The sequence below is a fragment of the Pseudomonas kielensis genome, assembly GCF_014236655.1.
In the GTDB taxonomy this organism is placed as follows: Bacteria; Pseudomonadota; Gammaproteobacteria; order Pseudomonadales; family Pseudomonadaceae; genus Aquipseudomonas; species Aquipseudomonas kielensis.
The window spans coordinates 80,176-95,018 of record NZ_JACMYG010000013.1 but is presented as its reverse complement, the minus strand read 5'-3'; the positions used below and the strand labels follow the sequence as shown (position 1 = coordinate 95,018).

General features: G+C 57.9%; 12 protein-coding genes and 3 tRNA genes. All 15 read right to left on the bottom strand.

What is annotated here, in order from left to right; translation table 11 throughout:
• Nucleotides 1-38: 38 nt before the first annotated feature.
• The 15 genes from H7995_RS14710 to ftsH all read right to left on the bottom strand — a co-directional run bounded on the left by H7995_RS14710 (nucleotide 39) and on the right by ftsH (nucleotide 14,739).
• A tRNA-Thr gene (locus H7995_RS14710) sits at nucleotides 39-114 on the bottom strand.
• 139 nt (nucleotides 115-253) lie between these two features.
• Nucleotides 254-2,359, bottom strand: coding sequence for a polyribonucleotide nucleotidyltransferase (gene pnp, locus H7995_RS14705; RefSeq protein ID WP_166591400.1), 2,106 nt, complete (start codon nucleotides 2,357-2,359; stop codon nucleotides 254-256).
• Between the two features lie 205 nt (nucleotides 2,360-2,564).
• On the bottom strand, nucleotides 2,565-2,834 hold the full coding sequence (gene rpsO, locus H7995_RS14700; protein ID WP_166591401.1) for a 30S ribosomal protein S15: 270 nt from the start codon (nucleotides 2,832-2,834) through the stop codon (nucleotides 2,565-2,567).
• Nucleotides 2,835-2,951: 117 nt separating this feature from the next.
• A complete protein-coding gene (truB, locus tag H7995_RS14695; RefSeq protein ID WP_182343493.1) occupies nucleotides 2,952-3,869 on the bottom strand; it encodes a tRNA pseudouridine(55) synthase TruB in 918 nt (305 codons plus the stop codon).
• Nucleotides 3,870-3,872: 3 nt separating this feature from the next.
• Nucleotides 3,873-4,274: a 30S ribosome-binding factor RbfA gene (rbfA, locus tag H7995_RS14690; RefSeq protein WP_095169461.1), complete on the bottom strand. Its 402-nt coding sequence runs from the start codon at nucleotides 4,272-4,274 to the stop codon at nucleotides 3,873-3,875.
• Nucleotides 4,275-4,433: 159 nt separating this feature from the next.
• Nucleotides 4,434-6,959, bottom strand: a complete 2,526-nt coding sequence (infB, locus tag H7995_RS14685; RefSeq protein ID WP_166591403.1) for a translation initiation factor IF-2 — start codon at nucleotides 6,957-6,959, stop codon at nucleotides 4,434-4,436.
• Nucleotides 6,960-6,985: 26 nt separating this feature from the next.
• Complete coding sequence (gene nusA / locus H7995_RS14680) at nucleotides 6,986-8,467, bottom strand: transcription termination factor NusA (RefSeq protein WP_071485563.1); 1,482 nt, start codon at nucleotides 8,465-8,467, stop codon at nucleotides 6,986-6,988.
• A gap of 59 nt (nucleotides 8,468-8,526) precedes the next feature.
• Nucleotides 8,527-8,985, bottom strand: a complete 459-nt coding sequence (rimP, locus tag H7995_RS14675) for a ribosome maturation factor RimP (RefSeq protein ID WP_159987310.1) — start codon at nucleotides 8,983-8,985, stop codon at nucleotides 8,527-8,529.
• A 138-nt stretch (nucleotides 8,986-9,123) separates the two neighbouring features.
• A tRNA-Met gene (locus tag H7995_RS14670) sits at nucleotides 9,124-9,200 on the bottom strand.
• A 96-nt stretch (nucleotides 9,201-9,296) separates the two neighbouring features.
• Nucleotides 9,297-9,382 (bottom strand) — tRNA-Leu (locus tag H7995_RS14665).
• 22 nt (nucleotides 9,383-9,404) lie between these two features.
• Nucleotides 9,405-9,788 (bottom strand): preprotein translocase subunit SecG, encoded by a 384-nt coding sequence (gene secG, locus H7995_RS14660; RefSeq protein WP_081786369.1) that lies wholly within the window; start codon nucleotides 9,786-9,788, stop codon nucleotides 9,405-9,407.
• A gap of 4 nt (nucleotides 9,789-9,792) precedes the next feature.
• Nucleotides 9,793-10,548: a triose-phosphate isomerase gene (tpiA, locus tag H7995_RS14655; RefSeq protein ID WP_182343491.1), complete on the bottom strand. Its 756-nt coding sequence runs from the start codon at nucleotides 10,546-10,548 to the stop codon at nucleotides 9,793-9,795.
• 66 nt (nucleotides 10,549-10,614) lie between these two features.
• Entirely contained in the window at nucleotides 10,615-11,952 is a 1,338-nt protein-coding gene (glmM, locus tag H7995_RS14650; protein ID WP_185818541.1) for a phosphoglucosamine mutase, read from the bottom strand.
• A 16-nt stretch (nucleotides 11,953-11,968) separates the two neighbouring features.
• Nucleotides 11,969-12,820 carry a dihydropteroate synthase gene (folP, locus tag H7995_RS14645; RefSeq protein WP_182343487.1) on the bottom strand — a complete coding sequence of 284 codons (852 nt, stop codon included), beginning with the start codon at nucleotides 12,818-12,820 and terminating at the stop codon, nucleotides 11,969-11,971.
• Between the two features lie 8 nt (nucleotides 12,821-12,828).
• On the bottom strand, nucleotides 12,829-14,739 hold the full coding sequence (ftsH, locus tag H7995_RS14640) for an ATP-dependent zinc metalloprotease FtsH (RefSeq protein WP_166591407.1): 1,911 nt from the start codon (nucleotides 14,737-14,739) through the stop codon (nucleotides 12,829-12,831).
• Nucleotides 14,740-14,843 lie beyond the last annotated feature (104 nt).

Below are 14,843 nucleotides of genomic sequence, written 5' to 3'. Positions count from 1 at the left end.
TCAGAACCATTCGGGATCATTTGAAAACAGGTACTGCCTGGTGCCCGAGACAGGAATCGAACCTGCGACCTTCGCGTTACGAGTGCGCTGCTCTACCGACTGAGCTACACGGGCGGTGGGCTAAACCTAGCACTGACTTTGGGGTCAGGCAACTTCCCCAGTGATGTCAATTTCCTGCAGGCAAAAAAATACCCCGCAGCTTCCACTGCGGGGCATTTCTCAGAACGTTGAAGCGGTCAGGCGAAGGGCGTGATTAAACGCCCGAAGCCTTGGCTGCTGCTACGTCTTTGATGGACAGCTTGATACGGCCGCGGTTGTCCACGTCCAGTACCAGTACTTCCACTTCCTGGCCTTCTTTGAGGATGTCGGTCACTTTCTCTACGCGAGCGTCGCTCAGCATCGAGATGTGAACCAGACCGTCCTTGCCTGGCAGGATGTTGACGAATGCGCCGAAGTCGACGATGCGCTCAACCTTGCCCACGTAGATCTTGCCGATCTCGGCTTCTGCGGTGATGCCCAGGACGCGCTGACGAGCAGCTTCAGCCGCTTCCTTGGTTTCGCCGAAGATCTTGATCGAACCGTCGTCTTCGATGTCGATCGAAGCCTTGGTTTCTTCACAGATCGCACGAATGGTCGCGCCGCCTTTACCGATGACATCACGGATTTTGTCGGTGTCGATTTTCATCGCGATCATGGTCGGAGCATTTTCCGACAGTTCAGTGCGGGACTGACCAATGATCTGGTTCATCTGACCGAGGATGTTCAGGCGCGCTTCCAGGGCTTGGCCCAGAGCGATCTCCATGATTTCTTCGGTGATGCCCTTGATCTTGATGTCCATCTGCAGCGCGGTCACACCTTTGGCGGTACCGGCTACCTTGAAGTCCATGTCGCCCAGGTGGTCTTCGTCACCCAGGATGTCGGTCAGGACGGCGAACTTCTCGCCTTCTTTAACCAGACCCATGGCGATACCGGCAACCGGCGCCTTCATTGGCACACCAGCGTCCATCAGGGCCAGGGAAGCGCCGCAAACGGAAGCCATGGAGCTGGAACCGTTGGATTCGGTGATTTCCGATACCACGCGGATGGTGTACGGGAACACGTCGGCAGCAGGCAGCATGGCGGCGATCGAACGACGGGCCAGACGGCCGTGACCGATTTCGCGACGACCAGCGCCACCCATGCGACCACACTCACCTACCGAGAACGGAGGGAAGTTGTAGTGCAGCATGAACGGATCTTTTTTCTCGCCTTCCAGGGTGTCCAGCAGTTGTGCGTCACGGGCGGTGCCCAGCGTTGCAACGACCAGGGCCTGGGTTTCGCCACGGGTGAACAGTGCCGAACCGTGGGTCTTTGGCAGAACGCCGACTTCGATGTTCAGCGGACGTACGGTCTTGGTGTCGCGACCATCGATACGTGGCTTGCCGTTGACGATGTTTTCGCGAACGGTGCGGTATTCGATTTCGCCGAAAGCGGCTTTGACTTCAGCGGAAGTCGGTTGGCCTTCTTCACCGGACAGCTTGGCGACGACCTGGTCTTTCAGTTCGCCCAGGCGAGCGTAACGGTCGGCCTTGATGGTGATGGTGTAGGCCTGGGAGATGGCTTCACCGAACTCGGCACGGATAGCGCCCAGCAGTGCGGTGGCTTCAGGCTGTGGAGCCCAGGTCCAGGTCGGTTTGGCGGCTTCGGCGGCCAGTTCCTTGACGGCGTTGATCACCACCTGGAACTCGTCGTGAGCAAACAGTACCGCGCCCAGCATCTGGTCTTCGGTCAGCTCTTTGGCTTCCGATTCAACCATCAATACCGCTTCCGAAGTACCGGCAACGACCATGTCCAGGCTCGAAGCTTTCTGTTGTTCGTAAGTCGGGTTCAGCAGGTAGCCGGTGCTTTCGTGGAACGCAACGCGGGCAGCGCCGATCGGGCCATCGAAAGGAATGCCGGAGATGGCCAGGGCGGCCGAGGTACCGATCATCGCAGCGATGTCCGGATCGGTCTTCTTGCTGGTGGAAACGACGGTGCAGACAACCTGCACTTCGTTCATGAAGCCTTCTGGGAACAGCGGACGGATCGGACGGTCGATCAGTCGGGAAGTCAGGGTTTCTTTCTCGGAAGGACGGCCTTCACGCTTGAAGAAACCGCCAGGGATCTTACCGGCAGCGTAAGTCTTTTCCTGGTAGTGAACAGACAGAGGGAAGAAGCCTTTGCCTGGATCGGCTTGCTTGGCGCCAACCACGGTCACCAATACGCTGACGTCGTCGTCAACGGTGACCAATACTGCGCCGGAGGCCTGACGGGCGATACGGCCAGTCTCGAGGGTAACGGTCGACTGACCGAACTGGAATTTTTTGATTACCGGGTTCACGGTGTCCTACCTTCTTTGTGGCTCTTGGGGGAACTGGTTTCTTGCGAAATTCTTGGGCAACGCCGGGAATCGGCCCGACTCAATTGTCCAGGTGCTACTCAGGTAATGCAGGTTCCAGATAAAACTTGAGGCTGGGAGCCTGCCATGCGCCAGCGGGGAACCCACTGGCGCACGACAGACAACCAACCTCTAGCGCAATCGCTTATTAGCGACGCAGACCCAGGCGACCGATCAGAGTCTGATAACGACTCAGATCCTTGCCTTTCAGGTAGTCCAGCAGCTTACGACGCTGGTTTACCATGCGGATCAGACCACGACGGGAGTGGTGATCTTTACCGTTGGCCTTGAAGTGACCTTGCAGTTTGTTGATGTTGTGGGTCAGCAGTGCAACTTGCACTTCTGGCGAACCAGTGTCACCAACAGCTTGCTGGTAGTCAGCTACGATTTGAGCTTTTTCTTGAACGTCGAGAGCCATGAGGCAATCCTTTTATCAGGAAACTGTTTCAGAAAAACAGTTTCAACAGGCCAGGGACAAATCCCTGTATCTAAAAATGAGTAGTGACCGTGCCTGTTAACAGCCACCCTCGTCCGGTCATTCTGACCGAATCAGTCGACGTGGCGCGATGCGCCCGTCTTCGCTCACTTCACCGATACCGATGAAGCGACCATTGTGATCCTGTACCCGTACCATGCCGAACTTCGGTGCATCCGGGGCGCGTACCGGCTGGCCGTTGAGCCAGTAGAACGAGCTGTGCTCCGAGAACTGCAGCAGTGGCCAATCCAGCAGGCCGCTGTCCGATGGCATCAGGAAACGGTCAACCGCTTCGTTGCCGCCTTCGGCATGTACCGCTTCCAACTCTTCCAGCGTGACCGTCTGGGCCAGGCTGAATGGACCGGCCTGGGTACGTCGCAGTTCTGCCACGTAAGCGCCACAGCCGAGCTGCTCACCAATATCCTCCACCAGGGTACGGATATAGGTGCCTTTGCTGCAATCTACGGCAAAGCGCGCAGTATCACCTTCAAAGGCCAGCAATTCCAAGCGCGCAATAGTAACAGATCGCGGTTCGCGCTCCACCACTTCGCCTGCTCGTGCCAGCTTGTACAACGGCTGGCCATCGCGTTTGAGGGCTGAGTACATCGGCGGTATCTGACTGATTTTCCCGCGAAAATTGGGCAATACCGCTTCGATATCGGTGCGACCAACGGTCACCGGGCGTTCCTGCAAAACTTCACCCTCGGCATCCGCCGTGGTGGTGGTCTTGCCCAATTGCGCCAGGGTTTCATAACCCTTGTCGGAATCGAGCAGGTATTGCGAGAACTTGGTGGCCTCGCCGAAGCACAGCGGCAACACGCCGGTGGCCAACGGGTCGAGACTGCCGGTGTGGCCAGCCTTTTCGGCATTGAGCAACCAGCGCACCTTCTGCAAGGCAGCGTTGGAGGTGAACCCCAACGGCTTGTCGAGCAGGATGATGCCGCTGACGTTACGACGGATACGTTTGACCTGAGCCACCGATTACTCCTTGGTGTCTTCGGTTTCTGCCGCGACCGGGTGCTGATTGTCTTCAGCCACGGCGCGTTCGATCAATGCCGACAGATGGGCACCACGTACGACACTTTCGTCATAGTGGAAGTGCAGCTGGGGAACGCTGCGCAGTTTCATCTCGCGGGCCAGCTGCATACGCAGGAAGCCTGCAGCCGAGTTCAGCACCTTGATGCTCTGTGCGATGTCCTCGGCACTGTCCTGGCCCATCACGGTGATGAAGATCTTGGCGTGACCGACGTCACGGCTGACTTCAACAGCGGTAATGGTGACCAGGCCAACACGTGGGTCTTTGACTTCACGACGGATCAGTTGTGCCAGCTCGCGCTGCATCTGATCGCCGATACGTTGGGTACGGCTGTATTCTTTTGCCATGTCTTGTTACCTGTAACTGCCTCACGGTGAAACCCGTGTGGTCTGAAAGCGGCAAACGCCCGGCCTGACAGAAGCCAGACCGGGCGTTGCGTTTAGAGTCCGGGCGATGCGCCGTGCATTTGCATGCGGCTGCCCATCACGGCTCTTGAAGTGCGCGAGTTAGAGGCTGCGAGCAACCTGAACCTTCTCGAAGACTTCGATCTTGTCACCGACTTTGACGTCGTTGTAGCTCTTCACGCCGATACCGCATTCCATGCCGGCACGTACTTCGGAAGCGTCATCCTTGAAGCGGCGCAGGGATTCCAGCTCGCCTTCGAAGATAACGATGTCTTCACGCAGTACACGGATTGGACGGTTGCGGTGCACAACACCTTCAACAACCATGCAACCGGCGATCGCGCCAAACTTCGGCGAACGGAACACGTCGCGGACTTCAGCAATACCCAGGATGTTCTCCCGGACGTCGCTGCCAAGCATGCCGGTCAGGGCTTTCTTGACGTCTTCGATGATGTCGTAGATCACGTTGTAGTAACGCATATCCAGGCCTTCCTGCTCGACGATCTTGCGCGCGCCAGCATCGGCACGCACGTTGAAGCCGAACAGTACAGCGTTGGAGGCCAGTGCCAGGTTGGCGTCGGACTCGGTGATACCACCGACACCGCCACCCACTACACGCACTTGCACTTCGTCGTTACCCAGGCCGTTCAAGGCACCGTTCAACGCTTCCAACGAACCACGAACGTCAGATTTGAGGACGATGTTAAGCGTCTTCTTCTCTTCCTGGCCCATGTTCTCGAAGATGTTTTCCAGCTTGCCTGCGTGAGCACGAGCCAGTTTGACTTCACGGAACTTGCCTTGACGGAACAGAGCCACTTCACGGGCTTTCTTCTCGTCGGCAACCACGCTCATCTCGTCGCCAGCGTCCGGGGTACCGTCCAGGCCGAGGATCTCGACAGGGATGGAAGGACCGGCTTCCTTGATTGGCTTGCCGTTCTCGTCGAGCATGGCACGTACACGGCCATAGTTCGAACCGACCAGGACCATGTCGCCTTGACGCAGGGTACCGTCTTGAACCAGAACGGTTGCAACCGGGCCACGACCTTTGTCGAGACGCGATTCAACCACAACACCACGACCTGGGGCCGACGGGGTTGCTTTCAGTTCGAGAACTTCGGCTTGCAGCAGAACAGCTTCGAGCAGTTCGTCTACGCCGGTACCGACTTTCGCCGAAACCGAAACGAATGGCGTATCACCGCCCCACTCTTCCGACGTCACGCCGTGAACCGACAGTTCGCTACGGATGCGATCGAGATCGGCGCCCGGCTTGTCGATTTTGTTCACTGCAACGACCAGAGGAACACCAGCGGCCTTGGCGTGCTGGACAGCTTCAATGGTCTGCGGCATCACGCCGTCGTCCGCTGCAACGACCAGGATCACGATGTCGGTCGCCTTGGCACCACGGGCACGCATGGCGGTAAACGCGGCGTGACCTGGGGTGTCGAGGAAGGTGACCATGCCGCGTTCGGTTTCAACGTGGTAGGCACCGATGTGCTGGGTGATACCGCCGGCTTCGCCTGCAGCTACCTTGGCACGACGGATGTAGTCGAGCAGCGAGGTCTTACCATGGTCAACGTGGCCCATTACGGTCACGACTGGCGCACGGGAGAAGGTCTCGCCTTCAAACTTCAGGGACTCGGCCAGGGAATCTTCCAGGGCGGTGTCGCTGACCAGGGTCACTTTGTGGCCCAGCTCTTCAGCAACCAGCTGGGCAGTTTCCTGGTCCAGTACCTGGTTGATGGTCGCTGGGGTACCCAGTTTGAACATGAACTTGATGATTTCAGCAGCCTTGACCGACATCTGCTGGGCGAGATCGCCCACAGTGATGGTCTCGCCGATCTTCACTTCACGCACGACAGGGCCGGTTGGGCTCTGGAAACCGTGGGCGTTGCGTTTTTTCAGCTTGGCCTTGCCGCGACCACCGCGACGGAAGCTGTCGCTTTCTTCGTCGGTCGTGCGTGGCGCAACACGTGGAGCAGGCGCTTTTTCCTTGACCGAAGCACGATGCGGAGCGTTTTTGCGCTCACCATCGCCACTGCCACGACGATTGTTATCGTCTGCACGTGGTTTGTCCGGACGGCGCTGTTCGTTCTGCTTGTTACGAACGTCAGCAGACGGTGCTGGAGCAGCAGCCACCGGTGCGCTCTCACGCACTGGCTCGGCAGCTGCAGCAGGCGCTGCAACAGCGTCGGAAGCAGCGGTTTGCGCAGCAGCAGGCTGGCGACGCGCTTCTTCTTCGGCGCGACGCTTGGCTTCTTCTTCAGCCTTCTGACGTGCAGCATTTTCTACTGCGCGACGTTCTTCCAGTTCGCGTTTGCGCTCGGCTTCGATTTCTTCCGGGCTGCGCTGTACGAAGACTTTCTTCTTGCGTACTTCAACGCTGATGCTTTTGCTGCCAGCAACACGCAGGGTGCTGGTGGTTTTACGCTGCAACGTGATCTTGCGCGGCTCTTCCACTTTCGCCTTGTGGCTGCTTTTCAAGTGAGTCAGCAAAGATTGCTTCTCACTATCGGTCACATGTTCCTCGGCGGCGGTGTGCGGCAGACCTGCCTCACGCATCTGCTGCAGCAGGCGCTCTACCGGTGTTTTGACCTCATCGGCCAGTTGTTTCACCGTGACTTGCGTCATGCACTTCTCTCCTCAGGCCGCGCCTATTACTCGAACCAATGGGCTCGGGCGGCCATGATCAACTTGCCGGCACGATCATCGTCAATGCCGTCGATGTCGAGCAGGTCGTCAATAGACTGCTCGGCCAGGTCTTCGCGGGTAATTACGCCGCGCACCGCCAGTTCCATCGCCAAATCCTTGTCCATACCCTCAAGCGAGAGCAGGTCTTCGGCCGGATGGGCGTCTGCCAGCTTTTCCTCAGTAGCGATGGCTTTAGTCAACAAACGATCCTTGGCCCGAGCGCGAAGCTCGTTGACGGTGTCTTCGTCAAAGCCGTCGATGTTGAGCATTTCTTCCAACGGTACGTAGGCAATCTCTTCCAGGCTGGTGAAGCCTTCATCTACCAGCACCTGTGCCAGATCTTCGTCGACTTCCAGCTCGTCGATGAAGTTGCGCAGGATGTCGCCGGTTTCTGCTTGCTGCTTAGCCTGGATGTCCGATTCGGTCATCACGTTCAGGGTCCAGCCAGTCAGCTGGCTAGCCAGACGCACGTTCTGACCACCGCGACCGATGGCCTGAGCCAGATTGTCTGCGCCAACGGCGATGTCCATTGCATGGGCATCTTCGTCAACGATAATTGCCGCAACCTCAGCCGGGGACATGGCGTTGATTACGAACTGCGCCGGGTTGTCGTCCCACAGGACGATATCCACACGCTCACCGCCCAATTCACCGGACACTGCCTGGACACGCGAACCGCGCATACCAATGCACGCGCCCTGCGGGTCGATGCGTTTGTCTTTCGAGCGGACCGCGATCTTGGCACGCGAACCCGGGTCACGGGAGGCAGCCATTACTTCGATCAGGCCTTCAGCGATTTCCGGCACTTCAATGCGGAACAACTCGATCAGCATTTCCGGCGCGGTACGCGACAGGATCAGCTGCGGGCCGCGGTTTTCAGTGCGGATTTCCTTGAGCAGCGCACGCAGACGCACGCCCACCCGGAAGGTTTCGCGAGAAATGATGTCTTCACGGGCCAGCAACGCTTCAGCGTTGTTACCCAGATCGACGATCACGTTGTCGCGGGTGACTTTCTTCACGGTGCCGGAGATGATTTCCCCCAGGCGCTCGCGATAGGCATCAACCACTTGTGCGCGTTCTGCTTCGCGAACTTTCTGCACAATGACTTGCTTGGCAGTCTGTGCCGCGATACGGCCGAATTCGATCGACTCGATCTTCTCTTCGACGACATCGCCTACCTGGGCGCCCGGATGCGTTTGCGCAACCTTGCTCGGCCAGGTTTCGATGGCCGGGTCGTCCAGGTCTGCTTCTTCAACGACCGTCCAGCGACGGAAAGTCTCGTAAGCACCGGTGTGGCGATTGATTTCCACACGCAGATCGACTTCGTCCTCGAACCGCTTCTTGGTAGCAGTGGCCAGAGCCAGCTCCAGCGCTTCAAAAATTACGTTAGCCGGTACGCCCTTTTCATTGGATACCGACTCAACAACCAGCAGTACTTCTTTGCTCATCGTACGCCTCGCCTTTCGCAAGCCATTGGATCCGCGGGATCCGCAGTTTCTGGCACGTCTCAGTCAAAACTGGGAATAATGTTGGCCTTGTCGATCATATCGATCGGCAACAGGAACTCATGGTCTTCAACCTGCACCACGACGTCCTGCTCTTCTACGCCGCGCAGAAGGCCCTGAAAGTTGCGTCGACCTTCAAAAGGCGAGCGCAGCTTGATCTTCACTTGTTCACCGGCAAATTTTGCAAACTGCTCAATAGTGAACAGCGGGCGTTCCATGCCAGGCGAGGAAACTTCAAGGGTGTATTCAACGGCGATTGGATCTTCAACATCCAGCACACCGCTGATCTGACGGCTGACGATGGCGCAATCGTCCACCAGCACGCCGCCCTCTTTATCGATATAAACGCGCAACATTGAGTGGCGACCTTGAGCCGAAAACTCAATACCCCAGCATTCATAGCCTAGGGCCACGACCACCGGGGCCAGCAAGGCCTGCAACTGTTCTAGCTTGCTCGACACCTGAACCCCCTCGTGCATGTATGTGCATGCTTTGCAAAATAAAAAAATGGGCGAAAAGCCCATCCCTGAAACGCCGTCGAATAGCGGCGTTGAAAGTGTCCAGCTAACAAAAAGCCCCTTAAAAGGGGCTCCTGAAACTGGTTGCGGGGGCCGGATTTGAACCGACGACCTTCGGGTTATGAGCCCGACGAGCTACCAGACTGCTCCACCCCGCGACAAAGCTGGGGCGGAAGTATACGACCGATCCCTGACAGGGTCAATGTAACCTTCCACCTACAAGAAAGCCCGCAACAGCGGGCTCTCCTGATAATTGGTACCGAGAAGGGGACTCGAACCCCTACACCCTATGGGCACAACCACCTCAAGGTTGCGTGTCTACCAATTCCACCACCTCGGCAATACTACGTTTGAAACCCTTCTTACTTTTGCTCTTGAGCTGGAGGTACGTCAGTCGCATTGGTTGCCGACTTTTGCTCTTCAAGCACCGGTACATCATCAGAAGCCGGCTTTTGCACTGGTACTTCGAGAACCGCTGGGTTTGGCAAACCTACTTGAGTCAGCTGATGAGCTTTCTCTTTAGCAAAGTAACCTAACCCTAAGCTAGTTATGAAGAAACCTGCGGCAAGTATAGCAGTAAACTTACTAAGAAAGGTAGAGGAACCTTGGCTTCCGAACACAGTATTTGAAGCACCTGCTCCGAAAGACGCGCCAGCGTCCGCACCTTTACCCTGCTGCAGCAATACCAGAGCAACTACGCCCAATGCACCCAGCAGATGAAAAACGACTACGACTGTTTCCAGCATTTTCTCAGTTTCCCGCGGCACGAATAATCGCACCGAACTCATCTGCATTCAGGGAAGCTCCACCAATGAGCCCCCCATCGATATCCGGCATGCCGAACAGTTCGACCGCATTGGCCGCCTTCACGCTGCCGCCGTATAGAAGCCGCACACCTTGTGCGACCTCAGAATTCTTTGCCGCCAACTGTGCGCGAATGGCTGCATGCACATCCTGCGCTTGTTGCGGCGAAGCAGTCAGCCCGGTGCCAATGGCCCAGACCGGCTCGTAAGCAATGACTGCCTTGGCAAAGACACCAACACCCAGCTCCTCGATGACGCTGTCCAGCTGACGCCCGACAACTTCAAGAGTTTGTCCGGCTTCACGCTGCTCGAGGGTTTCCCCTACACACAACACCGGAGTCAAGCCACATGCCTGTGCCGCTGCGAACTTGCGAATGAGCATTCCGTCTCGCTCGCCCATTATCTGGCGGCGTTCGGAGTGCCCTACAAGCACCAAGGAACATCCTGCGTCCACCAACTGACTCGGCGCAACCTCACCTGTCAGCGCACCTTGCTTGGATTCCACCGCAGAATTCTGCGCGCCGACCGAAATCGACTTACCTTCCAGGCCATCAACCACTTGGTTGATAAACAAGCAAGGCGGGAATACCGCGACATCAACACCGCTTGGCAAGGCCAGATGACCAAGGCCTTCGATCAGCTCAGCGACGCTGGCGCGGGTACCGTGCATCTTCCAGTTACCAGCTACCATAGGGCGACGCATGCTTTACCTCGTCGGTCAAAGTGGGCGCAGATGTTACCCAACCACATCATTGCTGGCAAGCCGAATTCAGGCAGAAACTTCAGCAACCAGTTTTGCCAGCTCTTCAGCGTACCCACGAACCAGGCTTTCGTCCTCGCCTTCGACCATGACACGCACCAGCGGCTCAGTACCAGACTTGCGCAGCAAGACCCGGCCACGACCCGCCATTGCCTTGGTAACGCGAGCGCTGGCCTCCTTGACGGCCGCGTGTTCCACAGGATTTACCCCCCCTGCAAAACGCACATTGATCAATACCTGAGGGCATTTGCGTAGCGCCTGACGCGCCTGGGCGAGACCTTCATCGCGATCTTTCAAGGCCATCAACACCTGCAACGCTGCAATGATCGCATCACCGGTGGTGGTGTGATTGAAGCAAACGATATGCCCGGAATTTTCACCCCCGACCTTCCAGCCGCGCTCCAACAGGTCCGCGATCACGTAACGGTCACCGACATTGGCTCGCACAAACGGGATCTTCAGCTCTTCCAGGGCCAACTCCAGCCCCAGGTTACTCATCAGCGTGCCCACCACCCCGCCCTGCAGGGTGCCACGCTCGTGCAGATCACGGGCAATGATGTACAACAGCTCATCACCGTCGACAATCGCACCGGTGTGATCGACCATCAGCACCCGATCGCCATCACCGTCGAAGGCGATACCCAGGTCGGCATGCTCAGCCAGGACCGCAGCCTGCAACTGCCCCATATGGGTCGAGCCGCAGTTGTCGTTGATGTTCAGGCCATTGGGTTGTGCAGAGAGCAGCACCACTTCAGCACCCAGCTCGCGAAAGACACTCGGCGCGACCTTGTACACCGCGCCATGGGCGCAATCGATGACAATCTTCAGCCCGGAGAAACTGGTGCCAGTGGGCACACTGCTTTTGCAGAATTCAATGTAGCGACCGGACGCATCGTTGATACGCGACACCTTGCCGATCTTGTTCGACTCGACCACGGTCATCGGGGTATCGAGCAGTTCTTCGATCATCAGCTCGATGTCGTCCGGCAGCTTGGTGCCCTGCCCGGAGAAAAACTTGATGCCGTTATCGTCATGAGGATTGTGCGAAGCACTGATCACGATGCCGGCTTCAGCATGGAAGGTACGCGTCAGGTAGGCGATGGCGGGCGTAGGCATCGGCCCCAGCAGCATCACATCTGCCCCGGCGGACGTCAGTCCTGCCTCGAGTGCCGATTCGAACATGTATCCCGAGATACGCGTGTCCTTGCCCACCAGGACTTTGCAGGCGCCCATTTTCCGGAACGCCATGCCTGCAGCCCAGCCGAGCTTGAGCATGAAGTCAGGTGTAATCGGGTAGGTACCGACCCGACCACGAATACCGTCGGTGCCAAAATATTTTTTACTCATAAGTACTCCATCATTCTTATTCGGCTGATTCTACCGCTGTGATCATCCGTACCACATCCATCGTTTCGGCGACGTCATGCACGCGCAGGATTCGCGCCCCCTTGACCATCGCCAGCGCCGCGAGGGCAAGACCGCCATGCAGTCGCTCGCCAACCGGGCGATTAAGCGCCTGCCCTATCATGCTTTTGCGAGACACCCCAACCAGCAGCGGGCGCCCCAATGCATGCAAGGCCTCCATATGCTTGAACAGGCTCAGGTTGTGCTGCAGGTTTTTGGCAAACCCAAACCCGGGATCCAGAATGATCCGCTCGGCAGGGATACCGACCGCACCGCACTGCACCATGCGCTCGGCGAGAAAGTCTGCGACTTCCCGCGTTACATCAGCATAGTGAGGATTGTCCTGCATATCTCCCGGCTCGCCGAGCATGTGCATCAGACACACCGGCAGACCGGTAGCGGCAGCGGCATCCAGCGCGCCGTCTCGCCGCAGCGAGCGAACGTCATTGATCAACCCCGCACCCAGGCGCGCACTTTCCCGCATGACCGCAGGCGTGGAGGTATCGACCGAGATAATCACATCTAGTTCACGGTGCAGGCGCTCGACAATCGGCGCTACACGCTCGAGCTCCTCCAACGGTGAGACCGCCCGCGCACCCGGCCGAGTCGACTCACCACCGACGTCGATCAAGGTAGCGCCCGCGGACACCATCGCCTCGGCATGCTTCAGGGCAGCATCGAGCTGACTGAAACGACCGCCGTCGGAGAAAGAATCAGGAGTGACGTTGAGAATGCCCATGACATGCGTATGGGCCAAATCAAGAACCCGGTTGCCGCAAGGCAACCGGGTCGAGGACTGTACAAGAGTCATTTCAAACCTTAGACGTCAGCAGCAGGGCCGCCGATAGGGGTTTGCGGACGCTCGTCCTGGACTACAGGAGGCGTACCGGAAGTGCCGGCACCACCGGACCAGTCACGCGGCTCACGCGGCGTACGGCCCGCCATGATGTCGTCGATCTGATCGGCATCGATGGTTTCGTACTTCATCAAGGCGTCGGCCATCGCGTCGAGCTTGTCGCGATTGTCCGTCAGGATCTGCTTGGCGGTGCCGTAGCACTGGTCAATGATGCTGCGCACTTCGGAGTCGATCAGCTTCGCCGTCTCGCCCGAGAAACTGGCGTGCTGACCACCGCCGCCACGACCGAGGAATACTTCACCCTCTTCTTCGGCGTACATCAGAGGACCGAGTTTTTCCGACAGGCCCCACTTGGTCACCATGTTCCGCGCAATCTGGCTGGCACGCATGATGTCGTTCGAGGCACCAGTGGTGACGCCGTCGAAGCCTAGCGTCATCTCTTCAGCGATACGACCACCATACAGCGAGCAAATCTGACTGATCAGCGCTCGCTTGGACAGGCTGTAACGATCCTCTTCCGGCAGGAACATGGTCACACCCAGCGCACGACCACGGGGAATGATCGAGACCTTGTAGACCGGATCGTGCTCCGGCACGACCCGCCCGACAATTGCGTGACCGGCTTCGTGATAAGCAGTGTTGCGCTTCTCTTTCTCGGACATGACCATGGATTTGCGCTCGGCGCCCATCATGATCTTGTCCTTGGCCAGTTCGAATTCCTTCATCTCGACGATGCGCTTGCCGGTACGGGCAGCGAACAGCGATGCCTCGTTCACCAGGTTGGCCAGGTCGGCACCGGAGAAACCCGGGGTACCACGGGCGATCACCGCTGGAGCGACGTCGTCGCCCATTGGCACTTTACGCATGTGAACCTTGAGGATCTGCTCGCGGCCGCGGATGTCTGGCAGGCCAACCACCACCTGGCGGTCGAAACGGCCCGGACGCAGCAGCGCTGGGTCGAGCACATCAGGACGGTTGGTCGCGGCAATGACGATGATGCCGTCATTCATTTCGAAGCCATCCATCTCCACCAGCAACTGGTTGAGGGTCTGCTCACGCTCGTCGTGACCACCCCCCATGCCAGCACCACGGTGGCGACCGACAGCGTCGATTTCATCGATGAAGATGATGCAAGGTGCGTGTTTTTTAGCCTGTTCGAACATATCGCGAACACGGCTGGCACCCACACCAACGAACATTTCAACGAAATCGGAACCGGAGATAGTGAAGAACGGCACCTTGGCTTCACCAGCAATGGCCTTGGCCAGCAGGGTCTTACCGGTACCTGGCGGGCCAACCATCAGCACGCCACGGGGAATGCGGCCGCCCAGGCGCTGGAATTTGCCCGGGTCACGCAGGAACTCGACCAACTCGCCGACTTCTTCCTTGGCTTCGTCGCAACCAGCAACGTCAGCCAGGGTGGTCTTCACCTGATCTTCGGAGAGCAGGCGCGCCTTGCTCTTGCCGAAGCTCATCGGACCGCCCTTGCCACCTGCACCGCCTTGCATCTGGCGCATGAAGAACATGAACACGGCGATGATCACCAGGATCGGGAAGCTGGCAACCAGCAGTTGGGTCCAGATACTTTGCTGCTCAGGCTGCTTGCCTTCGACTACCACGTGGTTATCCACGAGGTCTCCGATCAGACCGTTGTCCTGAATGGCTGGACGAATGGTCTTGAAGCTGTCGCCATCAGTGCGCTTGCCAGTGATGACATAGCCATCCACGGCTACGCGCTCGACCTTGCCATCCTTGACCTGCTGGATGAAGTCGGAATAGTTGAGGGTCTGTGGCTCGTTAGGGCTGGAGAAGTTGTTCATCACCGTCACCAGGACAGCCGCGATGATCAACCACAGGATAAGATTCTTTGCCATATCGTTCAATTAACTACCCTCTGAAGCAAGCTCCGCAACTGGCGCGCGCTTCGCATGATATTCACCGGCCTAACTTACTACATTACCTACAGCTCTGGCAGGCG